The organism is Enteractinococcus coprophilus, from assembly GCF_006716305.1.
GTDB lineage: Bacteria > Actinomycetota > Actinomycetes > Actinomycetales > Micrococcaceae > Yaniella > Yaniella coprophila.
Window position 1 is genome coordinate 484,041 of the sequence record NZ_VFOU01000001.1, and the last position, 23,051, is coordinate 507,091.

Sequence of the window (23,051 nt, forward strand, 5' to 3'; positions counted from 1 at the left end):
ATGTCGCGACTCATCTGTCAACGATGTCGCGACTCAGGACAGGGACGATGAAACACGCGATTGCAGCCGCCATCGCAACCTGGGCGTCATTGATGGTGCTCAGGAAAGGGATGTTTTCGGCAACCCAGCCGATTTGGGCAATGAACGGCACGAAGATCCAGAAGAAGATCGCTGCAGCAAAAATGTAGCCAACGCGGCGTTCTGCGGTCGACATTTTGCCGAGTTTGGCGTGTTCGTCGCGGATGAGTTCTTTTCCGCCGGGCAGCGAGTCAATCTCGGGGCGGTAGACAATTTTCGTCAACACAATCCAAGCAATGAACAACATGACAGCAGCCCACGGAACACCCACGAGCATCCAAGTGCCGAACGTCAGGTCAAAACCGTAAGACTCCATGAGGTAGCCCTTCATCAGGGCCATCGGTGGTTGCCCAATGACGGTCGCCGTGGAGCCGATGCTTACGCCATAGGCGACGCCCAAGAGCATCGAGGCGGCAAATTTCTTGCCGACGGCATCCGGATCAATCGAGCGGACAAGACTCAGGATCGACACGGCAATCGGCACCATAATGACGGCCGTCGCGGTGTTGGAAACCCACATCGAAATAAAGGCCGAAGCCATCATCAAGCCCAGCACGATTTGAGAGGGCTTGGTCCCGACCAGTCGAATGGTCAGGAGCGCAACGCGCATGTGTAGCTGAGACTTCTCCGCTGCCAAACCAAGGATCACACCGCCCATGACCAGGAAGATCACGGTATCGGCGTACGGTGAGGCAACTTCGGCCATGGTGCCCATACCGAATAACGGGAAGAGCACCAGTGGCAACAGTGAGGTCACCGGGATCGGGGCGGCTTCGGTAATCCACCAGATGGCCATCCACAGGGCGGCACCTGCGACGGCGCGACCTTCGAACGACAACGAGTCGGGCAAGATGAGCCCCAGCGCTAGCCCAGCAAGGGGACCCAGTGCGACTAACCACCAGTTGCGTTTCGATACGCTATCTAGCGCGTCCTGGGGGCCAGCTTGCGAACCGATGGCTGGCTTGTCCACCGCTGCCTGGTCCTGATTTGTGACAGTCACGGTTCCTCCTCGATGAAGTCAGTGATGTTTGGACCCCTAGACGAGGCCACAGTGCTTAATGGTCACGGTCACCCGCTGGGATGACCTGACTCACCATAGACCAACTAATCTAGATACAAAAGTATGAAAATGGACGCAATTGATATGCTAGGCATATGAATTGCCCTGTAAGAAGTCTTTCACTTGTACCGGATCCCCGGCGTAGCCTGTTGTCGATGCTGTGCACCTGCCCGGCTGGATCATAAAGGAGGACCATGGTTAAACTACGTCACCTGCGGTATTTCCTTGCCGTCGCCGAAGAAAAGCACTTTGGTCGAGCAGCCGATCGGCTGCATATGGCCCAGCCGCCCCTGTCGAGCCAGATCAAACAGCTAGAAGCTGAACTGGATACGCTCCTTTTAGAACGCACGACCCGAAAAGTCGAACTAACTGAGGCCGGGGCCCTCTTGATGCAGCGTGCTCGACAGATTCTGGCCGACGTCGAGGCCACAAAACACGACGTCGCCGAAATTGGCCGCGGGGCCGCCGGAATTTTACGCGTGGGCTTCGCCGGCACCGCGACCTACCGCCTCATGCCCGAAATCGTACGGCTGGCCCGAGCTCGCATGCCGCTGGTGCGGTTACAAGTTGCGGGAGAAAAGTTGACGCCGCAAATGGAAGAGGCGCTCCTAGAAAACCGGTTGGACGTCGCCATCCTGCGCCCACCGGTGCAATCAGGCGAGATCAGTATCGACGAGATCCAACAAACCCGTTTGGTCGCCGTCCTGCCCCAACACCACGAACTCGCCCAGGAAACCGGGCCGGTGAGCATTCGAGCGTTCGCCAAGGAGGACATCGTCGGGTACCCGCGCAGCTCCTCGGTCTTCTCGGTCATGGCCGAAATGGCGCGACAGGCCGGATTCCGCCCGCGTATCGTCCAGGAAGCCACCGAAACATCCACACTGATCGCCCTGGTCGGCGCTGGTTTGGGCGTGACATTTGTCCCCGGCTCGCAATCCCTGCCCTTGTCCGCATCCATCGTCGTCCGACCCCTTGAAGAAGAAGTCTCGGTGGGGCTGGGGACCGCATGGAAAACCGGAAACACCAGCCCGTTATTGTCCTCGTTTATCGAATTGGCACGCGAAGCCACCAAAAATTTAGAAAACCAAAATAACCAATCGTAAAGAAGTTCCTTGGAGCAAACATGAAGATCACTGCCGTCGAAGCAATCCCGTATGCGATTCCCTATACGCATCCGCTGAAATTTGCCTCCGGTGAAGTCACCACCGCCGACCACATTGTGGTGCGTATTCACACCGATGCTGGGATCACCGGGACCGCGGATGCGCCGCCGCGGCCCTACACCTACGGTGAGACGCAGACGTCGATCAAAGTGATCGTTGAAGATATTTTTGGCCCGGAAATCGTCGGGCTGGATCCTTTTGACCGCGAAAAAGTCCACGCCGTGATGCACCGGACAATCAACAACCAGGTGGCCAAAGGTGCCGTCGATATCGCCCTGTGGGACCTCATGGGTAAAGCCCTAGACACCCCGGTCCATAAACTATTGGGCGGCTACACCGACTCGATGCGCGTCAGCCACATGTTGGGATTCAAACCGGCTCAGGAACTGCTGGAAGAAGCTCAACGCTTCGGCGAAGATTATGGCATCACCACGTTCAAACTCAAAGTCGGACGTCGGCCCCTCTCCTTGGACATTGAAGCCTGCCATGTCTTGCGTGAAGGACTGGGCGACGACGTCGAAATTTACCTGGACGCCAACCGCGGCTGGACCGCCAATGAGGCCATGGAAGTGCTACGCCAGACCGCTGATCTGGGGCTGACCATGCTGGAAGAACCATGCGATGCCAAAGAGGCCATGAGTCGCCGCCGTCTGGTCGACCACTCCCCGATCCCGATCGTTGCCGATGAATCGGTGCCAACCGCCGGCGACGCTTCGCGCGAGCTCCTATCCGGCGGGGCGAATGCGATATGTATCAAGACCGCACGCTCCGGGTTCACCGAGGCCACCGAGATCCTGGGCCTGTGCACCGGGCTCGGTGTAGATGTCACGATGGGCAACCAGATCGACACGCAAGTTGGCTCAATGGCAACCGTGACCTTCGGTGCCGCGCACCGAGCAACTTCTGCCCGCGCGGGTGAACTGTCGAACTTCTTGGATATGTCGGATGACCTGCTGGCCGATCCAATCAAGATCGTCGACGGCCGGATCTCCGTTCGTGACCTGCCAGGTGTGGGCGCCGAGATTGACGCAGACAAATTGGAACACTACCGCACCGACAAATAACCATCCCAGGCTGTCAGCCACCGAACAGCGCCACTGGCCTATGTTCTCACACCACGTGAGGGCATAGGCCAGTGGCATCTCATAGACGGGTCGATCCGGAATTGCCCCCTGTGCATCGCACAGCGTCGATAAAACACGACTACGATATCCCTCATGACGAATAACGCGCACTCCGCTTCGAATGATCAGACCGTCAAACGCGGCACCTTTGGGCCCCATGATCACCCAATACTCGGTGTGGATAAAGCCGCCGACTGGCTGGGCATCACCATCTCCGAGTACGCCGAGGGTTACGCCAAAGGGCACATGACTATTCGTCCCGAAATGCTCAATGGTTTCGACATCGCCCACGGTGGGATGCTCTTTGCGTTTGCCGACACGCTATTCGCCTGGGCGTGCAATAACCCCGACGGCGACGGCACCACCATCTCGGTCACCCAGGGCTCAGACATTCACTTCATCGCCTCTGCCCCAGTCAACACCCCACTAACGGCGGTGGGGCGACGGCACACGACCACCGGACGCTCGGGCCTGTGCGACGTTACCATCACCGATGACAACGACACGATCATCGCCGAATTCCGGGGGCGTTTCAGAACTATTCCACGGACGCCACGCGCATAGCTCAGCAGAACCTTAATCGAAGTGGCATCCGGGCGTTGACGAGGCACTCTGACCCCAGCGGACTGGGCCCCAGACACGGATGTATCGACCAGAAAACCGCAGAATCACGCGTTAGTTGTGACTATGCTCACATGTGTGGCATAATACTTTTCCAGACCGATCGTTCAGTGAGTTAACGGTCGGCAAGAGCGCCCCGATCATCTGGGCCATCACTCACACACCAATGCATCATTCCTATTGTCACTGGAGAGAACATGTCCACGACTACGCCTCGCGTGCGCACTCGAGCTGAGCAGCGCCGCGTCCTTGCAGGAACACTCGTCGGCACCACCATCGAATGGTACGACTTCTTCATTTACGCTCAGGCCGCAGCGTTCGTCCTGGCACCGCTCTTCTTCGAACCATTAGCCGCCGAGAGTCCTGGCCTGGCACAGATTGTGTCGTGGGCTTCCGTCGGTATTTCCTTCCTCTTCCGTCCACTGGGTGCCATCGTTGCCGGCCACCTCGGCGATAAATACGGGCGCAAACTCATGCTTGTCATCACCCTGATGGGTATGGGTGTCGCCACTGCGGCGATCGGCCTGTTGCCAACCTATGCGACCATCGGGGTAGCCGCCCCGATCCTGTTGATCCTGATGCGTATTCTGCAGGGCTTCTCTGCAGGTGGCGAATGGGGTGGTGCTGCGCTGATGTCGGTAGAGCACGCCCCAACCAATAAGCGCTCCTTCTTCGGGTCATACCCGCAGATTGGCGTCCCACTGGGCATGATCCTAGCCACCCTGTTCATGTTCGGACTGACCAGCTTCCTCACCGAAGAGCAATTCTTGGCATGGGGCTGGCGCGTGCCATTCCTGTCGTCGGTCGTTCTGATCTTGGTCGGCTACCTCATTCGTCGCGCCGTGGCCGAATCACCCGTCTTTACCGAAATGCAGGAACGCCGCAAAGAATCCTCAGCACCCCTGGGCGAACTGCTACGCAACCATAAGCGCCCCGTCATTCTGGCCGCACTGATCTTCGCCGCCAACAACGCCGCAGGCTATCTCGTCATCGCTTTCTTCGCCTCTTACGGTGCCAACGTGTTGGGCATGCCGCGCTCGGCCACCCTGGTGGCCTCGATCATCGGTGGTCTGGGTTGGTTGGCCTTCACCATGTTCGGCGGTTGGATCGGTGACAAGATCGGCAAACGCAAGACCTTCATCATCGGATATGCCTGGATTATTGTCTGGGCCATCCCAATGTGGTTCCTGATCGATACCGCCTCCCTGGTGTGGTTCACCCTGGCGATCTTCATGCTGACCGTCGGACTCGGTCCCTCTTACGGACCACAATCGGCCTTGTATGCTGAGATGTTCCCAGCAGCTGTTCGCTACTCAGGCGTGTCGATCGGCTATGCATTTGGCTCGATTATCGGTGGCGCGTTTGCCCCGATGATCTCCGAAATGATCCTCAACGCCACCGGCCAATCGTGGATGATCGGCGTGTACATCGCCGCCTTGGCGACAGTCTCACTTATTGCCGTCATCCTCGTACCGAAATCCGTCGAAGGCCGCGACCTCAGTGACGACGACGCCGCGCTGAGCGCAGAGCAGGCTACAGCAGCTGCCGTCACCAAGGCCTAACCTAGGTATAACCACAAAGCACCTCGCTTCGGCGCCGGATACCGTTTCATCACGGTTTCCGGCGCCGTCGGCCGTTGAACTACACCACACGAAAGGAAACACTCATGTCGACACTGTTTGACGAACTGAAAACTCTGACCGCGGATTTCCAGGCACTTGAAGTGCGGCTCGATCACGAGAAACCAGACCGGGTGGTCGCCGCAATGAATCGCCCCGAAGTGCTCAACGCGATCGATCAGACCATGGTCAATGAATTTCATGCCCTGTGCCAGTGGCTGGAAGATCACCCCCACACCCTGATCATTACCGGCACCGAAGCCCCGCACCCGAAAGACCCGACCCGCACCCGCGGAATCTTTGCTTCGGGCGCTGACATCGCCCAGCTCCGCGAGCGCCGTCGGCATGACGCCTTGCGGGGCGTGAACTCGAAAATCTTCAACCGTATCAACGAACTCCCCATGCCGGTCATCGCAGCGATCGACGGTTTTGCACTGGGCGGTGGCGCCGAACTGGCCTGGGCAGCCGATTTCCGCATTGCCTCCACCAAGGTGCGCTTCAGCCAGCCCGAAACTAACCTGGGCATTTCCCCCGCCGCCGGCGCGATGTGGCGCATCAAAGAACTCGCTGGCGAGACCATCGCCCTGGAATTACTACTGACCGGGCGCATGCTCAACGCCGAAGAGGCACTGCAATACCGCCTGATCAACTCCATCCATGAACCCGAAGACCTCATGGATGCAGCCCACGAACTGGCCGATAAGATCGCCGAACAAGACCAGCTGGCAGTCCAAGTCACCAAGCGCGTTTTCAAGCTGCCGCGAGAGGCCCACCCATGGGCCGATGACCTCGGACAGGCGATCCTGTTTGAATCCGAAGCCAAGTTCGATCGCATGCAAACCTTCCTGGATCGACGCAAGAAATAACCACCATACAGGTGACGTAGATCGCAATACTGGGTGGCCGGGCAATGTTATCTACGCTATACTGGCCGCAATAACCGAACGAACGTTCAGACTGTAATAAGGAGTCTTTACCCTCATGACAATCAACGCACCCGCGCAAACTGTCCTGTCGTCGTATGCACAGGGAAAGTGGCAAGCTCCTGACGCTCCAGAAAACATCGCGCAAGTTCTTGATGCAAACACCGGTGAACTGGTCACCCAGGTTTCTTCAGATGGCATCGATATCGCCGGCATGGTGGACTACGCTCGCACCGTTGGTCAGGGCTCGCTCGGTGAGCTGACCACCCACGAGCGCGCACTGAAAATCAAAGAGCTGGCACAGTATCTGAACGAGCGCAAAGAGGACCTCTACAAAGTCTCTTTCCGCACCGGTGCCACCCAGCGCGACCATTACATTGACACCGACGGCGGGATCTCCACGCTGTTTGTGTTCTCTTCCAAGGGTCGCCGCGAAATGCCCAACAGCAACGTCATTATCGATGGCAAGACCGAAGTCCTCTCCCGCGATGGCTCGTTCTTGGGTACCCACATCTACCAGCGCATTCCCGGTGTGGCCGTCCAGATCAACGCGTTCAACTTCCCGATCTGGGGTTTTTTAGAGAAATTCGCACCGTCGTTTATTGCCGGTGTCCCAACCATCGTTAAACCCGCGACGTCGACCGGTTATGTCACCGAAGCCGTCGTACGCATGATGCTGGAATCCAGCATTCTGCCCGAAGGTTCGCTGCAGCTGCTCTCCGGCTCGGCCCGTGACCTGTTGGATCACCTGGACTACCGCGATCACGTTGCCTTCACCGGTTCCCTATCCACCGCCAATACGCTGCGCAGCCACGACAGCGTACTCAATGGTGGCGTCCGCTTCACCGCCGAAGCCGACTCGCTCAACGCCGCGATCCTAGGCCCGGACGCGACCGAAGGCACCGAAGAATTCGACGCGTTCGTCAAGGCCGTATTCGTCGAGATGACGGCTAAGGCCGGCCAGAAATGTACCGCGATCCGTCGGGTCATTGTCCCAGAGGCGATCAAGGAACCATTCATTACGGCCCTGGCAAACCGTCTGACCGAAAAGATCACTGTCGGTATTTCAGATGCCGAGGGCACCACCATGGGTCCGCTGGCTTCCAAGGATCAGCAGCACGACGTTGCCAAGGCCACCCAGCAGCTGATCGATGCCGGTGGCAAGGTCCGCCTGGGCGGTCCCGATCAAGTTGACCAGTACGATGAGACCGGCGCGTTCTTCCCGCCCACCATCCTAGAATTCGACGACGCGAATACTCACGCCGTCCACAATGTTGAAGCCTTTGGTCCGGTCACCTCGGTTATCGGCTACGATGGCACCCCGGCCGAAGCCGTGCGCCTGGCCGCACTTGGTGGCGGCTCACTGGTCGCAACCGTTACCTCGAATGACGAAGCCTACGTTGCCGAAACCACCCTCGGCATCTCCGCCCACCACGGTCGTCTCCACGTCCTGAACCGTGACACCGCCAAGACCTCAACCGGTCACGGCTCGCCAGTCGCCCATCTGGTCCACGGTGGTCCGGGTCGCGCAGGCGGCGGCGAAGAACTCGGTGGCGTGCGTGCCGTCCAGCACTACATGCAGCGCTCCGCGGTTCAGGGTTCGCCCGATATGCTCACCGCCATCACCGGCGTGTGGCACCAGGGCGCCAAAGCCAATACCGTCACCCGCCAGATGGTCGACGAGGGCACAGGCGTTCATCCATTCCGTAAGCCACTGGATACCCTGCGCATCGGTGATCAGTTCGCCTCCGAACTGCGCCACGTGAGCCTGCAGGAGATTCTGGACTTCGCCGAAGAAACCGGTGACAAGTTCTACGCGCACACCGACGAAGAAGCCGCGATGGCCAACCCGTTCTTCCCGCGTCGTGTGGCCCACGGTTACCTGCTGGTTTCCTGGGCTGCAGGGTTGTTCGTCGACGCCGCACCAGGGCCCGTCCTAGCGAACTACGGCTTGGAGAATCTAACGTTCATCACCCCGGTCACTTACGATGACTCAATCCGCGTCACCCTGACCGCCAAGCAGATCACCCCGCGCGTCACCGATGAATACGGTGAAGTCCGCTGGGATGCCGTGCTACACAACCAAAACGACGAGATCGTCGCAACCTACGACGTCCTGACCCTGGTCACCAAAACCTGGCCGGAACAGTACGCCAAGTAACACGCTTCCACCTCACACCTTCCACAACAGGGGCGGGCCATTCAGCACCGAATGGCCCGCCCCTGTTGTGGTTGCACAGGTTCAGTGCGACCGACCAATCTTCCGTCGTTGCGCATCGTAGTGATATTCGTGCCCTGCCAAAGTACAATCCGTGCTATGACATGGATTATTGATGGTCCATGCGACGGTATTGCCAACTCGTTACGTCAAGGCAGTGACTTCGGTCGATAGGAGGCTTGTCATCAGCGATCCACAGCTAGGATGGAGCACCGCGGTGCTCGCGGCCGATTGGATTGCCGCCCAGTTAGCCCCATTCGACGAGGGCACAGTACGGTCCGTTATTCCGGAGGGCTTTGAATCCCATACTCGACTGCTCCACCCCGTCCAGAAAGGCGAAGAACTCGTCAGATGGTCACATGTCGCCGCGTGGAGCCAGATGCCCGTGACCAACGACGTACAGTTCCATGACATCGCGCTGCCACGCCAGCGACCAGCGGGTCCGGCTCCATGGGATAGTGCTGGGCCAACCGAAGGCGCACTGGATGCCTCGGACGCTGCGCACCTGGTGTCAACCCTCCGGGAACACACCACGAGTCCCGAACATTGTTGGTTCGCTCTGTGGGATGGGTACGGCTGGGACGACGCCGCCCGCTTCGAGCTCATCGGCGAAGGGGCACCAGCACATCAGTCGGCGCCACCTATCGATCCGGTGCCCATCGAAGTACGCGATGGACCCCGGGTTGAGCTGCCGGAGCGTACCTACCTGCTCTACACCGGCCCAGTCGAGGCTGCGCTGTTATTCCTTGAGGAGTATCAGCAAACGCCCAATCTGTGGTGGCCTGCAGACCACAGCTGGTGCGTAGCTTCCGAAATAGACCTTGCCTGGACTTATCTGGCGGGGCCGGTCTCACTGGTAGATCAGGTGCTCGCCGATCATACGCTTGAAGCGCTGCCAGCTGCGCCCCAGGATCGGGTGACCCTGCGTCTCACTGGTTGGCTCGATGACGCCGTGACAGTAGCGGCCACCGAGCTTTTAGAACACGGCCACACTCAGATTCGCGCAGCGCATCGGGGCCTGCGGGCATCCTTACAGCGTCCGACACGATGGCGAAACGGCCAACTTGGTATCACCTCACACACCGACGGGGGCAGCAGTGCCGAGAGTAGTCTGGTCCTATTCCGGAAGTCGGGCATGGTGACTCATCAGGATCTCTGCCAATATCTCTCGCTGGCCGTTGCAGAACTTGCGACTCTCTGAACGCGCACATGCGCCGGTGCGGGTTAACGCACGGTCTGACCGCCGTCGACGGTATACACGCCACCGGTAGCGAATCCGGCCAGATCCCTAGCCAGGAACAGCACCATGCCAGCAATCTCTTCCGGGGATGCGGCCTTGCTCAAGAAGCTGTTGGAGGTGACGCGGATGCCGTCTTTGCCATGGTCATAAGCAGCCGAACGGGTCAGCCCAACGGCGCCGCGCTTCGCGACTACGTAGAGGGCCATATCAGGGGTCAGCAATGAGGCCCGCAACGGAAGCGGCATTGATAATGGCACCGCCGCCAGTTTTGAACATGGCCTCAATCTCATACTCCAGGCAAAAGAACACGCCCTTGAGGTCAATGTCGAGAGTGCTGTCGAAGTCCTCTTCGGCCTGGTTCGCGCCCGTTGCGACGCTCGAGCAAATGTCTCGATCTCTTAGCCCTAGGCCCTGGAATTGTGCGGTGTTAGTATTGCCCCACTGACGTGAAATTCTGACGAAAGGGCATGCCATGAGCCCCGTAAAAGCCGGAAACTCGTACTGGATGGAGTCGGTACCGCCCACCTCCTACCCCACACTGCAGGACGACATAACCGTCGATGTCTGTATTATCGGCGGAGGTATCACGGGTCTGTTGACCGCGTTCGAACTTTCCGAAGCAGGTCAACGCGTGGCAATCCTTGAGGCTGAGCGCCTAGCTTCAGTTGTCACTGGCCATACGACGGCGAAACTCACCTCACAGCACGGAGCCCGCTATGCTCGCCTATCTCAGGAGCTCGGCGCCGATGTCGCCCGTAGCTACGCTCAGGCGAACCAGGATGCACTGCAGCGCATCCGCGATATCGCCGCGGAGCTGCAAATCGAAGAAGCCATCCAGACAACCGACGCCTATGTCTACGGCACGGCTCCTAGTAGTGTCGAGGCGCTGCGCGCCGAAGCTCAAGCGGCGCAGGACGCTGGACTTCCGGCATCGTTCACCACGGACGTCCCCGTCCCGTTCGAGACGGTCGGTGCCGTGCGGTTTACCGACCAGGCTCAGCTGCATCCACGGCGGCTGCTCATCCGGCTCGCGGAAGTGCTCGCCGAGCGCGGGGTGCAGATCTTTGAGTCCACCAGTGCGAACGAGATGAGCTTTGATGATCAGTGGACGGTCAGCTCCGAAGAAGGGCAAGTGCGCGCAGACAACGTCATCGTGGCAGCCCTGACCCCTACGGCCGGCGTCGGCAGCAATCTGTTCGAGCAGATGTATTGCCATCAAGGATTCGTGGTCGCTATGCCGCTAGGCAACGGACAGACCATTCCCGAGGGCGTGCTGATCTCTTACGATCGCCCGATGCGCTCGGTGCGCGTTATCGAACGTCCCGAAGGTCCGCTGCTGCAAGTTACTGGCGGTGCATATGTTGAGAACCCAAACATCGGGGATGAACCATACGACGACCTTGAGGGGTGGGCGCGCGAACATTTCGACGTCGGCGAGGCCGAATATCGGTGGACAACACAGGACTACTCCACCGCCGACGGCCTCCCGCTCATCGGATCGCTGGCCGACGACGGACTCTATATCGCCACGGGTTTCGGAGGCTGGGGACTCACGACTGCCGGTGTGGCTGCGGCCATCATCCGCGACGCCATCACCCAAGAGCAGGTGACCAGCCAATACCGTGACATCTTCGACCCGGCCCGCGAACTTTCCGGTGTCGACAGCGCATTAATCTCTGCACGCACCAGCAGCGGCACCGATCGCGACGCGAACGAGATCATCGGTCAGCTGACCCCGGGCGACGCGGCCGTCGTATGCAGCGGTGGAGAGCAACTGGCCGTGCACCGAGACAACCACGGGGAGCTCAATGTCGTCTCGGCGGTGTGCACCCACCTAGGCGGCATCGTGCTCTGGAACAAATCGAACTCCCAGTGGGGCTGTCCCTGTCACGGCTCAAAGTTCTTGCCGGATGGTTCCGTGGTCAATGGTCCAGCGGAAACGCCCCTGGCGGATAAGAAGGACTTGCTCAACGAGTGAGGACGCCGTCTCGTTCAGGAGACGGTCTCTAGCTGCTGGTCCTAACCTTTTATAACGCGAAGACCTCGGCAAACTGTTCGCGCAACTGGGCTTTTTGTACTTTACCCATCACATTGCGCGGCAGCTGCTCGACCACTCGGTAGGCACGCGGTTGTTTATAACGGGCGAGCTGATCGCTCAGCATGCCGGTCAATTCCGTTGCATCGGGGGCTTGTCCATTGCGTGCTACCACGACCGCGAGCACACCCTCCCCCAAATCAGCATCCGGGACGCCGATCACAGCCGACTCAGCGATCAGTGGGTGTTCATCCAGCAGCTGTTCAACTTCTTTGGGATAGACGTTGTACCCGCCGGAGATAATCATGTCCTTTGACCGGCCCGAGATGTGTAAATAACCTTCGGTATCATAGAAGCCCTGGTCGCCGGTGATAAAGAACCCGTTGTCACGCTTTTCTTCGCGAGTCTTTTCTGGATTGCGCCAGTACCGGTCAAACACATTCGGCCCGCGCACTTCAATCGAACCGACCTGCCCGTCAGACAGCGGTTCCCCGGTCGTGGCGTCGACCACGGCGACTTCGATGCCCCGTAAGGGCTGACCAACGCTGCCCGGCCGACGTTCACCCCGACACGGATTGGTCGTGTTGATCCCGGTCTCTGTCATGCCATAGCGCTCTAAAATATGGTGACCGGTGCGCTCGTAGAACGCCTCAAAATCAGCACTGAGTAGCGGTGCCGACCCAGAAACGAATAACCGCATATTGGCTACCGCCTTCGGGGTCAGTCGGTTGGAAGCCAGAAGCCGGGTATAGAACGTTGGCACACCCATCAACACGGTTGCGTTAGCAAAACGATCTATGATGCCATCAACGTCCAACTCGTTCATCCACAGCATCGTGGCCCCAGCCGTCAGACTCATATTGATTGCCACGAACAGCCCGTGGATGTGGAAGATTGGCAGCGCGTGGATAAGCCGATCGTCGCCGGTAAATTCCCATGCCTCGAGTAACGCTTGACAGTTGCTGGCCAAGTTGCCGTGCGTGAGCACCGCACCTTTCGATCGGCCGGTGGTTCCTGAGGTGTAGAGAATCGCGGCCGGGTCTGCAGCAGTCACGGCTACGTGGGCCGTGAGTTTGGTTTCGCAGGCACTCAAAGTGCCGTTCCCTACGCCATCGAGCGTGAAGATTGCCGCCGACGGGATCATATCGCGCACTCCAGCTGTATCAGCGGGGTCAACCACCACGGCGGCAGGTTCGGCGTCGTCGAGAAAATATTGCAGTTCGACACCAGTGTAGGCGGTATTCAGTGGCACGTAGATGCCACCTATTTGCAACACTGCAAGATATGCGGCTACCGCGCGAACGGACTTTTTGACCTGGCAGACCACTCGATCGCCCGGTTTCACCCCGGCCTGGGTCAGCAGGTGCGCGATGCGCTGGGCATCGGTCAGCACATCGTGGTAGGTGATGTAGCCGCCATGGGGAAGCTCAACGGCCGGCTTATCGGGATGGTGTTCGACGCGGTCAAGAAAGGCAGCATAAATGCTGTCGAATGATGCTGGGGCCAACACGTATCCGTCCGTTCAGTTATGAATGTACTGCTTGGTAGCTTACAAATCACCACGAGCAGACACAATGCGTGGAGTGCCACCCCAAGGGCACAGATCGAGTGTGGGACGCCCCCGGGGATTTCCTCAAAATCGATCGTAGTTAGCCGAGGGGCCGGGTTTCCGGAAGCAATTCACTTCATGATTTCCGCAATATCTTCTTTGGAAACCACCCATTGATCCGTACAGCTGCACTTTCACCTAAGATCACCGAATAGGTTTCGATCGTGGCTTCCACGCATGCCCGTGCCGATCTGGCCGAGTCCACCGAGAGCGCGCCGCGTCAACTGTGCTTAACCACACCGGGCACGAACCCTGTGGTCCGTGCCCGGCTGTTGCAATGTGTGGTGATTAATCGGTGTAGGTGTAGAAACCTTTACCGGTTTTTCGGCCCAGTTCGCCGCGTTCCACCATGTCACGCATGAGCTGTGGGGGCGCAAAGCGCGGGCCGAGTTTGTCTTCGAGGTACTCGGCAATGCCCAAGCGCACGTCGAGTCCGACAATATCGGTCAGTGCCAGCGGACCAATCGGGTGCTTGTAGCCCAGCACCATGGCATTGTCGATATCTTGGGCCGAGGCGACGCCCTCTTCAACCATCCGAATCGCTTCCAACCCCAGGGCAACACCCAGTCGAGAGGAAGCGAAACCCGGAGCGTCGGTCACAGTGACCGCGGTTTTGCCGATGCCTTCGGTCCATTGCGTCGTCAGAGCTTTGAGGTCTTCGGAGGTCTGTTTGCCGATGACGACCTCGACCAGCTTCGAAGCCGGCACCGGATTGAAAAAGTGCAGGCCACAGAAGTTGTGGGGGCGCTTGAGCTGTTCGGCCAGCCCATCAACGGACATCGATGACGTATTGGTCGCCAGGTAGGCATCCTCGGGCAGGTGTTGTTCGACCGATTGCAGCGAGGCGACCTTCAGGTCAAAATCCTCGGGCACCGCTTCGATGACCAGCCCGGCGTCGGCAAAGGCTTCCTGTTCGGTGGTCACGGTCAGTTTCGCTTCGTAGTCAGCAACGTTGCCGTCAACCTTGCCTCGTTCCACGGAACCGGTTACATCGCGCAGGACCCGTTCGCGGGCTGCGGTGGCGGCATCGTCATCACGTTCTACCACGATGACGTTACTGCCGGAGGTGAGGAAGGCGTGGGCGATGCCGGCGCCCATGCGGCCGCCGCCCAACACGCCAACGGTAGTCGGAAGAGTCTTTGTCATGCTGCTCCTGAAATCTTGTGCGGGTAGGGTCTTAGACGCGTTCGACGAGCATCGCGGCGCCCTGGCCGACGCCGATGCACATCGTGGCCAGACCGCGGGACTGCTGCGCTGCTTCCAGGCGCGACAGCAGGGTAATGATGATGCGCGACCCCGAGGAGCCTAGCGGGTGCCCCAGAGCAATCGCGCCACCCCAGGTATTGACGATGTCTGGGTTCAGGCCCAGGCGGCGGATCGAGGCCAGCGATTGGGTGGCAAAGGCTTCGTTGATTTCGGCGGCGTCGAGGTCATCGACGGTCCAGCCGGCTTTGGCCAGGACCTTTTCGGTGGCTGGGACCGGTCCCAGACCCATGACTTCGGGTGCTAGTCCGGCTGAGCCACCGGCCACGACACGAGCGCGCGGGGTCAGGTTGTACTTATCGATGGCCTTCTGCGAGGCGACGATAATGGCCGAGGCGCCGTCGTTGAGACTCGACGAGTTCCCGGCGGTGACAACATCGCCCAGCGAGGTGACCGGGCGCAGTTTCGCCAGGTTTTCGACAGTAGTGCCGGGGCGGGGGCCTTCATCGGTATCGACCACGGTCACGTTGCCCTTGCGGTCGGTGATTTCCACCGGCACGATTTCACTATCAAAGCAGCCGGCCTGTTGTGCGGCAACGGCTTTGGCCTGGGACGCGACAGCGAATTCGTCGGCCTCTTCACGAGTGATGCCGTCAACGTTGGCGACTTCTTGGGCGGTTTCGGTCATCGAGTAGGTCATTTTGCCGTCGCGTGACAGGTCGCCGTGTTCAAAGCGCGGGTTGACGAAGCGCCAGCCCAACGCAGAGTCGAACATCTGCCCGGGTTGACCGAATGCACGGGTGGGTTTTTCTAGGACCCACGGGGCGCGCGACATGGATTCGACTCCGCCGGCGATGACGATGTCGGCGTCACCGACGGCAATCATGCGAGCAGCAGTTTCAATTGCGGACATGCCCGAAGCACACAGACGGTTCACGGTCATCGCGGGTACGGACTGGTCGCCACCGGCGAGCAGCCAGGCCATGCGGGCCACGTTGCGGTTTTCTTCACCGGCACCGTTGGCGTTGCCAAGCAGCACCTCATCGACGTCGGCTGGATCAATCCCGGTGTCTTCCAGGACGGCTTTGATGGTCAAGGCGGCCAGGTCATCGGGACGCACGGAGCTCAAGGCTCCAGAGTGACGGCCCACCGGGGTGCGCTTACCCGAGACTAAGAATGCTTCTGCTACCACGTGGCTCCTTTGAGATGGCATGAAATTTGGTTGTGCACGTACTAGGTGACCGCTAACCCACAAGCTGGCTGTTGTGCAAGACAACAGCCAGCTGCAGGTTTTAGGGAGGTTGGGAGCGATCTTCCCAACGATTATCCGGTGATCAGTTCACCGGTGAACTGTGGTTTGCGTTTTTCTTGGAACGCAGCGAATCCTTCGGCGTAGTCGGCGGTTGAACACAGTTTGCCCTGGGCAATGTTTTCTTGTTCCACCGACTCCCACAGGCCAATGCGTTGGTCACGAATCTGGGCGACCAGCTCGCGCGAGGCCAAGAAGGCACCGGTTGCGCCCTGGGCGGCTTTTGCGACTTTTTCGCGGGTGAAGTCCAGCAGTTCATCGGTTGGAACCCAGCGCGAGAAGAGGCCTTGTTCCACGGCTTCTTTGCCCGACATCAGATCTGCGGTGTAGATCAGATCCAGGGTCCGGTGGGCGCCGAGGCGTTCGGTGAACAGTGCGTGGCCGCCCGAATCCAGGGTTGCACCCAGGTTGGCAAACGGTGAGCCGATCTTGGCGTTTTCGGCAACATAGACGACGTCGGTGGCAATGGCCAGGCCCAGGCCAACACCAAGGCAGGCGCCTTGGACGGCGGCGAAGGTGGGTGCCGGGAAGTCGGCCATCTGGCGCAGTACCGGAGTCACCAACTTCGACAGGTAGTCGTAGGCGTCGTCGACGGCTGGATCAACATTGGAGATATCGCGTCCAGCACTGAAACCGCGACCTTCACCGCGAAGCAACAAGGCGCGCACGCCGGCTTCGGCGGCCTCAGTATAGGCCTGACCAAGGTCATTGATCGCGGTCTCGTCGAGCGCGTTCATTTTTTCTGGTGCGTTGAGCGTGACCTCGGCGATGTTGTCGGTAATCTCAAGATTGATCATGGGCATCCTTAGGCATCAAAGTCGACGGTCAGGGAGTCAGAGGTTGGGCGCGTCTGACAGGTCAGCACATAGCCAGCTTCGACTTCGTCAGATTCCAGTGCGTAGTTTTCGTCCATTTCGAACGTCCCCGTAACCACTTTCGCACGACATGTACCGCACACGCCTCCGGCGCAAGCAAACGGGGTGTCCGGGCGAACGCGCAGGGCGGCATTGAGTACCGATTCGTTGGCCGACACCGGGGTCTCAACCGATGACGACAGGCCGTCGAGCGAAAATTCGATGGTCCGGTTCTTGCCCCTCGGATCAACTTCGACCGGGCGGCCGCGTTGACCGCGCGGACCATCCGACGGGTCGCCGGTGGTGAACAGTTCATAGCGAACGGCGTCTTCGTCGACTCCGCGTTCTTTGAGCTTGTCGCGGGTCATCTGCACGAGTTCGAAGGGGCCACAGAGGAACCATTCGACGGCGTTTTCTACCGGGATGATGTTGGTGAGCAGTTCGTCGAGTTTTTCCTCATCGATGCGTCCTGACATCAGCGGGGAGATGCGCTGTTCGCGCGATAGCACGTGGTGGATCGACAGACGAGCAGGGTATTTGTCTTTGAGATCCCCGAGTTCCTCGGCGAACATGACATCCATGGCGGACCGGTTGGCATAGATCAGGTCAATCGTGGTGTTGTCCGTGGATTTCAGCACGGTGGCCACAATCGACATGATCGGGGTAATACCGGAACCGGCGGCTATCGCAACGAAGTGTCCGCCGTCGTTTTCGTGGGCTTCGACGATCGCTTCGGGATCATTCAGCGCGGTTGAGTGCATGCGCGAGGTGAAGGCTCCCTGCGGGTTCATCACATTGATGGTGTCGCCAGCTTTGAGCGTTTCGTGTGCCCAGGTCGAAAAGAGGCCGCCAAAGTCGCGTTTGATGGCGACGCGGATTTCGCCGGGTACAGGCTCCGCACAAATTGAGTACGAGCGGCGCACTTCTTCGCCGTCGATGGTTGCTCGTAGTGCAACGTACTGACCGGGCACGTAGTTGTAGTCGTCTTGGAGTTCTTCGGGGATCGCGAAGGCGACTTCAATAGCGTCGTCGGTCAGCTGGCGAATCTCGGAGACGGTGAGCGAGTTGAACCGTGCGCGTCTCCGGGCGGGTGCCTTCAAGGTTTCAGTCATTTTTCAGCGAGTTCCTTAGTGGACTTTGAAGTAGTCGAATGGTTCCAAACAGTCGTTGCAGGTGTACAGGGCCTTGCACGCGGTGGAGCCAAAGCGAGTGACTTCGCGGGTGTTCAGGGAGTGGCACTGCGGGCATTTGACGGCCATCTGTATCATGATCGGCCCGTTGACCGCGGCTTTTCCGGTCGGTGGTGCAATCCCGTATTCTTCAAGTTTGCGTTTCCCGTCGTCGGACATCCAGTCGGTGGTCCAGGCCGGCGTCAACACAAGGTTGACTTCCGAGTCCTGATAACCGGCGGCAGCCAGTGCTGCTTGGACGTCGCGGGAGATGGTTTCCATCGCGGGGCAGCCCGAGTAGGTGGGTGTAATGGTGACCACGGCTTTGCCGGCGACCAGTTCGACGCCGCGCAAAATGCCGAGGTCTTCGATGGTCACAACCGGAACTTCGGGATCAGGAACGTTGCGAACGGCGTCCCAAAGTTCCTGACCCACCTGATCGGTTGGTCGTAGTGTTGTCGATGCGGCGGTCATTACCACGTTGCTCCTGGGAATTGACGTGCAAGCACTTGCATCTCTCCCAGAATGTGGCCACGGTGTTCGGAGAACCGACCCGAGCGGTCGCCACCGAAGGCGCCGGCCACATCGGGGATCTCAAGCGTTGCTTGTTCGATGATGGGTTGGATGCGCTGGTCAAAGGACTCGCGCAGGGTCGATGGCAGCACGGCGATGCCGCGGTCGGCGAGATCGCGCAGCAGATCATCGTCGGCGAAGAGTTCATCGACGTATGGCCACATGTAGTAGAGGCCTTCTTGCATACGGCGGTGCGATTCCTCGGTGCCGTCCCCTAGACGCAGGGTCCACTGGGCGGCGTGGTCGAGGTGATACATGACCTCTTTGAGTGCCTTCGCTGCCACGGCGGCCAGGGTTTCGTCTTTGGAATCGACCAGGCGGGAGAACAGTTCATACTGGTAGGTCGCAAAGATCAACTGGCGGGCGATGGTTTGCCCGAAGTCGCCGTTTTCTTGTTCGACTAGCCGACACGAGTAGAATTCGTGGGTGTCACGGAAGTAAGCCAGTTCGTCTTCGGTTTTACCCCATGCGGATCCCGCGTAGGACAGCAGGAAGCGGGCATGACCCAACTGGTCCTGGGCAATATTTGCCAGGGCGACGTCTTCTTCCATTTCTGGTGCGCGCGAGATCCAATAGCCCAGACGCTGGGCAAGTATCAGGGCATCGTCGCCGAGATACATCGCGTAGGTGGCCACATCTTCAGGCGCCTTGTTTTCCGAGGCAATGATATCTTCCGGGGTGATCGCGTTACCAGCGGACTGGCGAGTTGCGGAATCAGAACTTGCGAAACTCATAGGTGCTTCACTCCTTCAGACTTGGTGTAGTAGGTCGCGTGACGAAACGCTTTGCCCTGCGAAGACTCAAAGAACCCGCCTTTAGAATCTGGATCCGAGCTTGAGATCGCGTCGGATGGCACAACCCACACCGAGGTGCCTTCGTTGCGACGGGTGTACAGGTCGCGGGCGTTGCGGAGTGCCATGGTGGCATCCGGGGCGTGGAGCGAACCGGCGTGTACGTGGGAGAGCCCGCGGGAGGAGCGGACAAATACTTCGTACAGTGGCCACGATGCGTCAACGTTGTGTTGGGACATGGTTTCTTAGGCTCCAATCAGGTGGGTATCGGCAGCATCTTGTTGACGACGCGCCTGTTTCTCGGCGTAGGCGGCTGCTGCTTCGCGGACCCAAGCACCATTTTCGTGGGCTGCACGACGGTGCTGCATGCGCTGGACGTTGCACGGGCCTTTGCCTTTAATGACGGACATGAATTCATCCCAGTCGAGTTCACCGAAGTCGTAGTGACCGCGCTCTTCATTCCACTTCAGATCTGGATCCGGCAGGGTCAGACCCAGGGCCTCGGCTTGTGGAACAATCATGTCCACGAAACGCTGGCGCAGCTCATCGTTGGAGAAACGCTTAATGTTCCAGGCCATGGACTGTTGGGAGTTCGGGGAGTCATCGTCCGGCGGACCGAACATCTGCAGGGCAGGCCCGTAGAAGCGGTTGACTGCATCCTGGGCCATAGCTTTTTGCTCTGGGGTGCCGTGGGATAGTTCGTAGAGGATTTCCCAACCCTGGCGCTGGTGGAAGGATTCTTCTTTACAAATCCGAACCATGGCTCGGCCATATGGTGCGAAGGAGGCACGGCACAGTGGCACCTGGTTCTGAATGGCCGCCCCATCGACGAGCCAACCGATGGCTCCGACGTCGGCCCAGGTCATAGCTGGGTAGTTGAAGATTGAGGAGTATTTGGCTTCACCGTCGAGGAGCTGGCGGACCAGTTCTTCGCGTGGCACCCCGAGTGTTTCGGTGGCCGAGTACAGATACAGGCCGTGGCCTGCTTCGTCTTGGACCTTGGCCATCAGGATCATTTTGCGCTTCAGTGATGGCGCACGGGTGATCCAGTTGGCTTCTGGCTGCATACCGATAATCTCGGAGTGGGCGTGCTGCGACATCTGCCGGACCAGTGTCTTGCGGTAGCCTTCGGGCATCCAGTCGCTGGGCTCAATTCGAGAATCTTCAGCGATGATTTGGTCAAAGCGCTCCTGACCTGCCCGTTGCTCGTCGAGATCGGCGACTGGAGCATCGGAGTGTATTGACGTAGTTGACATAAGAGACACCTCGCGACGGATTACTTTCTGGTTTCTACTACTTCACAAGCGGTGAAATACCGAACGTTCAGTCAGTATAGGCGACCAACGTGAGGTGCGCAACTTCACCACTTACCCCTACGGTGCCCGTGTCGCCATGGAGGCGCAAGGCTGTCGTGAACAGAAGCGCAAAGCACGCCTTACACTCCACGCTCACAAAAGACCAGGGTCCAGCAACTAGCATTTGACGCACGTCACACTTATCGTTACCGTATGAATGGTCAGTCAATAATTATGCAGATCACAGCCGGAGCAGCTTATGTCACATGCGCTTGATGTATCGAGCACTGCCCCCGTCACTCCTCCACAAGTGCGCCGGGGTACATTCGGTCCAAACGATCACCCCGCCTGGGGCCACGACAGGACTTCAGAATGGCTGGGCGTTACGATCACCGAATACGCGCCTGGTTACGCAAAAGGTCATATGCAAGTCCGCGAGGAAATGCTCAATGGCTTTAACATCGCTCACGGCGGCATGGTGTTTGCGCTGGCCGACACCATCTTTGCATGGACCTGCAATGACCCCGATGGTGATGGCTCCACCATCACGGTCGCGCAGGGCTCCGACATCAACTTCGTGTCATCACCACAAATCAACACGACCTTGACGGCAACCGGGTACCTGAGAGCTTCGACAGGACGGTCCGGTCTCTACGACATCACCGTTGTAGATGACCAGGGCAACCTGGTCGCGGAATTTCGCGGTCGATCCCGCACGATTCCAAACCCACGCCGATAAAAGTTCCAGATCAAGATTAACTAAAGGACAATCCACATGACGAGCAACAGCGTCGCACCCATCGCTCACAACATCCCCCAGCCATGGACCCCGCCTGCCCCACCGGCAGATCGCAACCAGCTAGACGCCGAGGAACTCTACAGCCGTCAAGAAATCGAGCGCCTGCAGTTCGAACGTCTGCGCTGGACGCTGCACCATGCTTATAACAACGTTCCGGCATACCGGGAGCTCTACGATGAGCACGGCGTGCACCCCAACGACTTCCAAAAACTTGATGACCTGCAGCTGTTCCCCTATATCGACAAAGAATTCTTGCGCGAGAACTATCCTTTTAAGGCCCTAGCTGTGCCCATGGATGAGATCCGCCGCATTCACGCATCTTCGGGCACCACCGGCCAGCCAACCGTGGTTGCTTACACCGAAAACGATATCGAGATGTGGGCATCGCTGGTCGCTCGCTCAATGCGCGCTGCAGGTGTCAAAGCCGGATACAAAGTCCACAACGCCTACGGCTACGGCCTGTTCACCGGTGGGCTCGGCGCACACTACGGTGCTGAACGCCTCGGCTGTGCAGTCGTCCCGATGTCCGGCGGTCAGACCGACAAACAGGTCCAGATCATCACCGACTTCCAACCAGAAGTCATCCTGTGCACCCCCACTTACCTGCTCGCACTGGCTGACGGTTTCGCCAAAGCTGGCATCAACCCGCGCGATACGTCCCTGAAGGTCGCCGTCTTGGGTGCCGAACCTTGGACCGAGGGAATGCGCAAGGAAATCGAAGAGCTCTACGACCTCAAAGCGTGCGATATTTATGGCCTGTCCGAACTCATGGGTCCTGGTGTCGCCGGAGAAGCTGTCGAGACTCAAGACGGTTGCCACATTTGGGAAGACCACTTCCGCCCGGAGATTATTGACCCGATCAGCGGAAACGTCCTGGCCGACGGCGAATCCGGCGAGCTAGTGTTCACTACTTTGACCCGTGAAGCCCTGCCGATCATTCGCTTCCGCACCCACGACCTGACCAGCCTGTCGGAAGGCACCGCTCGCCCAGGCCACCGCCGCATGAACCGCATCACCGGCCGATCCGACGACATGATTATCCTGCGCGGTGTCAACATTTTCCCGACCCAGATCGAAGAGATTGCTCTGGAGATTGAGACCCTGTCCCCGCACTTCACACTGGAGATCACCCGTCCACATCGCATGGATGAGCTCACCATCAAGATCGAACGTCGCGAAAACGCCACCACAGAAGCAGCCGAAGCAGGCGGTCGTGAACTGTTGGCCCAGATCAAGACCCGCATTGGCTGCTCCTGTAAGATCGAGATCGCAGAGCCCAATACCCTGGCCCGCTCGTCAGGTAAACTCCGTCGCATCTACGACCTCCGCGAGCAGAGCTAGCCAGTAGGCTCATGACTTTTGACGTGC

The 23,051-nt window shown here is 59.0% G+C and carries 22 protein-coding genes; 10 read left to right on the forward strand and 12 right to left on the reverse strand.

All coding sequences use genetic code 11. From position 1 onward, the window contains the following. Positions 1 to 10: 10 nt before the first annotated feature. A complete protein-coding gene (locus FB556_RS02260) occupies positions 11 to 1,078 on the reverse strand; it encodes an SLC13 family permease (RefSeq protein WP_246057164.1) in 1,068 nt (355 codons plus the stop codon). A gap of 254 nt (positions 1,079 to 1,332) precedes the next feature. On the opposite strand from FB556_RS02260, the gene FB556_RS02265 reads away from it, so the two are divergent. The 7 genes from FB556_RS02265 (at position 1,333) to FB556_RS02295 (ending at position 10,007) form a co-directional block, all read left to right on the forward strand. After that, positions 1,333 to 2,241, forward strand: a complete 909-nt coding sequence (locus FB556_RS02265) for a LysR substrate-binding domain-containing protein (RefSeq protein WP_141864363.1) — start codon at positions 1,333 to 1,335, stop codon at positions 2,239 to 2,241. Positions 2,242 to 2,261: 20 nt separating this feature from the next. Then, the gene (locus FB556_RS02270; protein WP_141864365.1) at positions 2,262 to 3,365 is read left to right on the forward strand and encodes a mandelate racemase/muconate lactonizing enzyme family protein; all 1,104 of its coding nucleotides are present in this window, start codon (positions 2,262 to 2,264) and stop codon (positions 3,363 to 3,365) included. Between the two features lie 153 nt (positions 3,366 to 3,518). After that, the gene (locus FB556_RS02275; RefSeq protein ID WP_141864366.1) at positions 3,519 to 3,989 is read left to right on the forward strand and encodes a PaaI family thioesterase; all 471 of its coding nucleotides are present in this window, start codon (positions 3,519 to 3,521) and stop codon (positions 3,987 to 3,989) included. A gap of 254 nt (positions 3,990 to 4,243) precedes the next feature. Continuing rightward, positions 4,244 to 5,608 (forward strand): MFS transporter, encoded by a 1,365-nt coding sequence (locus FB556_RS02280; protein ID WP_141864368.1) that lies wholly within the window; start codon positions 4,244 to 4,246, stop codon positions 5,606 to 5,608. Positions 5,609 to 5,712: 104 nt separating this feature from the next. Beyond that, positions 5,713 to 6,531: an enoyl-CoA hydratase/isomerase family protein gene (locus FB556_RS02285; protein WP_141864370.1), complete on the forward strand. Its 819-nt coding sequence runs from the start codon at positions 5,713 to 5,715 to the stop codon at positions 6,529 to 6,531. A gap of 115 nt (positions 6,532 to 6,646) precedes the next feature. After that, entirely contained in the window at positions 6,647 to 8,749 is a 2,103-nt protein-coding gene (paaZ, locus tag FB556_RS02290; protein ID WP_141864371.1) for a phenylacetic acid degradation bifunctional protein PaaZ, read from the forward strand. A 172-nt stretch (positions 8,750 to 8,921) separates the two neighbouring features. Beyond that, positions 8,922 to 10,007: a hypothetical protein gene (locus FB556_RS02295; protein WP_141864373.1), complete on the forward strand. Its 1,086-nt coding sequence runs from the start codon at positions 8,922 to 8,924 to the stop codon at positions 10,005 to 10,007. 23 nt (positions 10,008 to 10,030) lie between these two features. Here the strand turns inward: FB556_RS02295 and FB556_RS13485 are convergent, their stop codons facing one another. Both FB556_RS13485 and FB556_RS13845 read right to left on the reverse strand, forming a co-directional pair. Continuing rightward, complete coding sequence (locus FB556_RS13485) at positions 10,031 to 10,303, reverse strand: SDR family oxidoreductase (RefSeq protein ID WP_211343951.1); 273 nt, start codon at positions 10,301 to 10,303, stop codon at positions 10,031 to 10,033. Further along, positions 10,254 to 10,520: an SDR family NAD(P)-dependent oxidoreductase gene (locus FB556_RS13845; protein ID WP_211343952.1), complete on the reverse strand. Its 267-nt coding sequence runs from the start codon at positions 10,518 to 10,520 to the stop codon at positions 10,254 to 10,256. The genes FB556_RS13485 and FB556_RS13845 overlap by 50 nt, the downstream gene beginning before the upstream one ends. On the opposite strand from FB556_RS13845, the gene FB556_RS02305 reads away from it, so the two are divergent. Beyond that, positions 10,519 to 12,024, forward strand: coding sequence for an FAD-dependent oxidoreductase (locus tag FB556_RS02305; RefSeq protein ID WP_141864375.1), 1,506 nt, complete (start codon positions 10,519 to 10,521; stop codon positions 12,022 to 12,024). The two genes, FB556_RS13845 and FB556_RS02305, sit on opposite strands and share 2 nt — an antisense overlap. Positions 12,025 to 12,073: 49 nt before the next feature. On the opposite strand, the gene FB556_RS02310 is transcribed toward FB556_RS02305, so the two are convergent. The 9 genes from FB556_RS02310 to paaA all read right to left on the reverse strand — a co-directional run bounded on the left by FB556_RS02310 (position 12,074) and on the right by paaA (position 20,845). Further along, entirely contained in the window at positions 12,074 to 13,591 is a 1,518-nt protein-coding gene (locus FB556_RS02310; RefSeq protein ID WP_211343953.1) for an AMP-binding protein, read from the reverse strand. A 387-nt stretch (positions 13,592 to 13,978) separates the two neighbouring features. Then, positions 13,979 to 14,836 carry a 3-hydroxyacyl-CoA dehydrogenase family protein gene (locus tag FB556_RS02315; protein ID WP_141864377.1) on the reverse strand — a complete coding sequence of 286 codons (858 nt, stop codon included), beginning with the start codon at positions 14,834 to 14,836 and terminating at the stop codon, positions 13,979 to 13,981. A 31-nt stretch (positions 14,837 to 14,867) separates the two neighbouring features. Continuing rightward, the gene (locus tag FB556_RS02320) at positions 14,868 to 16,106 is read right to left on the reverse strand and encodes a thiolase family protein (RefSeq protein ID WP_141864379.1); all 1,239 of its coding nucleotides are present in this window, start codon (positions 16,104 to 16,106) and stop codon (positions 14,868 to 14,870) included. Positions 16,107 to 16,216: 110 nt separating this feature from the next. Then, positions 16,217 to 16,999 (reverse strand): enoyl-CoA hydratase/isomerase family protein, encoded by a 783-nt coding sequence (locus tag FB556_RS02325; protein WP_141864381.1) that lies wholly within the window; start codon positions 16,997 to 16,999, stop codon positions 16,217 to 16,219. 8 nt (positions 17,000 to 17,007) lie between these two features. Continuing rightward, positions 17,008 to 18,168, reverse strand: a complete 1,161-nt coding sequence (paaE, locus tag FB556_RS02330) for a 1,2-phenylacetyl-CoA epoxidase subunit PaaE (RefSeq protein WP_141864383.1) — start codon at positions 18,166 to 18,168, stop codon at positions 17,008 to 17,010. A 15-nt stretch (positions 18,169 to 18,183) separates the two neighbouring features. Further along, the gene (gene paaD / locus FB556_RS02335) at positions 18,184 to 18,699 is read right to left on the reverse strand and encodes a 1,2-phenylacetyl-CoA epoxidase subunit PaaD (protein ID WP_141864384.1); all 516 of its coding nucleotides are present in this window, start codon (positions 18,697 to 18,699) and stop codon (positions 18,184 to 18,186) included. Further along, positions 18,699 to 19,532, reverse strand: a complete 834-nt coding sequence (paaC, locus tag FB556_RS02340) for a 1,2-phenylacetyl-CoA epoxidase subunit PaaC (protein WP_141864386.1) — start codon at positions 19,530 to 19,532, stop codon at positions 18,699 to 18,701. Before paaC ends, paaD begins: the two co-directional genes overlap by 1 nt. After that, positions 19,529 to 19,828, reverse strand: a complete 300-nt coding sequence (paaB, locus tag FB556_RS02345) for a 1,2-phenylacetyl-CoA epoxidase subunit PaaB (protein WP_141864388.1) — start codon at positions 19,826 to 19,828, stop codon at positions 19,529 to 19,531. Before paaB ends, paaC begins: the two co-directional genes overlap by 4 nt. A 6-nt stretch (positions 19,829 to 19,834) precedes the next feature. Next, positions 19,835 to 20,845 (reverse strand): 1,2-phenylacetyl-CoA epoxidase subunit PaaA, encoded by a 1,011-nt coding sequence (gene paaA, locus FB556_RS02350; protein ID WP_141864390.1) that lies wholly within the window; start codon positions 20,843 to 20,845, stop codon positions 19,835 to 19,837. Positions 20,846 to 21,143: 298 nt separating this feature from the next. On the opposite strand from paaA, the gene FB556_RS02355 reads away from it, so the two are divergent. After that, complete coding sequence (locus FB556_RS02355) at positions 21,144 to 21,623, forward strand: hotdog fold thioesterase (protein ID WP_141864392.1); 480 nt, start codon at positions 21,144 to 21,146, stop codon at positions 21,621 to 21,623. 36 nt (positions 21,624 to 21,659) lie between these two features. Beyond that, positions 21,660 to 23,024, forward strand: coding sequence for a phenylacetate--CoA ligase PaaK (gene paaK, locus FB556_RS02360; protein ID WP_141864394.1), 1,365 nt, complete (start codon positions 21,660 to 21,662; stop codon positions 23,022 to 23,024). The last annotated feature ends 27 nt before the right edge of the window (positions 23,025 to 23,051 follow it).

Excerpts from the sequence above, each read along its gene's own strand:
- FB556_RS02325 (WP_141864381.1), bottom strand. The coding sequence starts at position 16,999 with ATGATCAATCTTGAGATTACCGACAACATCGCCGAGGTCACGCTCAAC.
- paaA (WP_141864390.1), bottom strand. The coding sequence starts at position 20,845 with ATGTCAACTACGTCAATACACTCCGATGCTCCAGTCGCCGATCTCGAC.
- paaK (WP_141864394.1), top strand. The coding sequence starts at position 21,660 with ATGACGAGCAACAGCGTCGCACCCATCGCTCACAACATCCCCCAGCCA.
- FB556_RS02265 (WP_141864363.1), top strand. The coding sequence starts at position 1,333 with ATGGTTAAACTACGTCACCTGCGGTATTTCCTTGCCGTCGCCGAAGAA.
- paaD (WP_141864384.1), bottom strand. The coding sequence starts at position 18,699 with ATGACCGCCGCATCGACAACACTACGACCAACCGATCAGGTGGGTCAG.
- FB556_RS02305 (WP_141864375.1), top strand. The coding sequence starts at position 10,519 with ATGAGCCCCGTAAAAGCCGGAAACTCGTACTGGATGGAGTCGGTACCG.
- FB556_RS02315 (WP_141864377.1), bottom strand. The coding sequence starts at position 14,836 with ATGACAAAGACTCTTCCGACTACCGTTGGCGTGTTGGGCGGCGGCCGC.
- FB556_RS02280 (WP_141864368.1), top strand. The coding sequence starts at position 4,244 with ATGTCCACGACTACGCCTCGCGTGCGCACTCGAGCTGAGCAGCGCCGC.
- FB556_RS02275 (WP_141864366.1), top strand. The coding sequence starts at position 3,519 with ATGACGAATAACGCGCACTCCGCTTCGAATGATCAGACCGTCAAACGC.
- paaE (WP_141864383.1), bottom strand. The coding sequence starts at position 18,168 with ATGACTGAAACCTTGAAGGCACCCGCCCGGAGACGCGCACGGTTCAAC.
- FB556_RS02270 (WP_141864365.1), top strand. The coding sequence starts at position 2,262 with ATGAAGATCACTGCCGTCGAAGCAATCCCGTATGCGATTCCCTATACG.
- FB556_RS02355 (WP_141864392.1), top strand. The coding sequence starts at position 21,144 with ATGTCACATGCGCTTGATGTATCGAGCACTGCCCCCGTCACTCCTCCA.
- FB556_RS02285 (WP_141864370.1), top strand. The coding sequence starts at position 5,713 with ATGTCGACACTGTTTGACGAACTGAAAACTCTGACCGCGGATTTCCAG.
- FB556_RS02320 (WP_141864379.1), bottom strand. The coding sequence starts at position 16,106 with ATGCCATCTCAAAGGAGCCACGTGGTAGCAGAAGCATTCTTAGTCTCG.
- FB556_RS13845 (WP_211343952.1), bottom strand. The coding sequence starts at position 10,520 with ATGGCATGCCCTTTCGTCAGAATTTCACGTCAGTGGGGCAATACTAAC.
- FB556_RS02295 (WP_141864373.1), top strand. The coding sequence starts at position 8,922 with ATGGTCCATGCGACGGTATTGCCAACTCGTTACGTCAAGGCAGTGACT.
- paaB (WP_141864388.1), bottom strand. The coding sequence starts at position 19,828 with ATGTCCCAACACAACGTTGACGCATCGTGGCCACTGTACGAAGTATTT.
- paaC (WP_141864386.1), bottom strand. The coding sequence starts at position 19,532 with ATGAGTTTCGCAAGTTCTGATTCCGCAACTCGCCAGTCCGCTGGTAAC.
- paaZ (WP_141864371.1), top strand. The coding sequence starts at position 6,647 with ATGACAATCAACGCACCCGCGCAAACTGTCCTGTCGTCGTATGCACAG.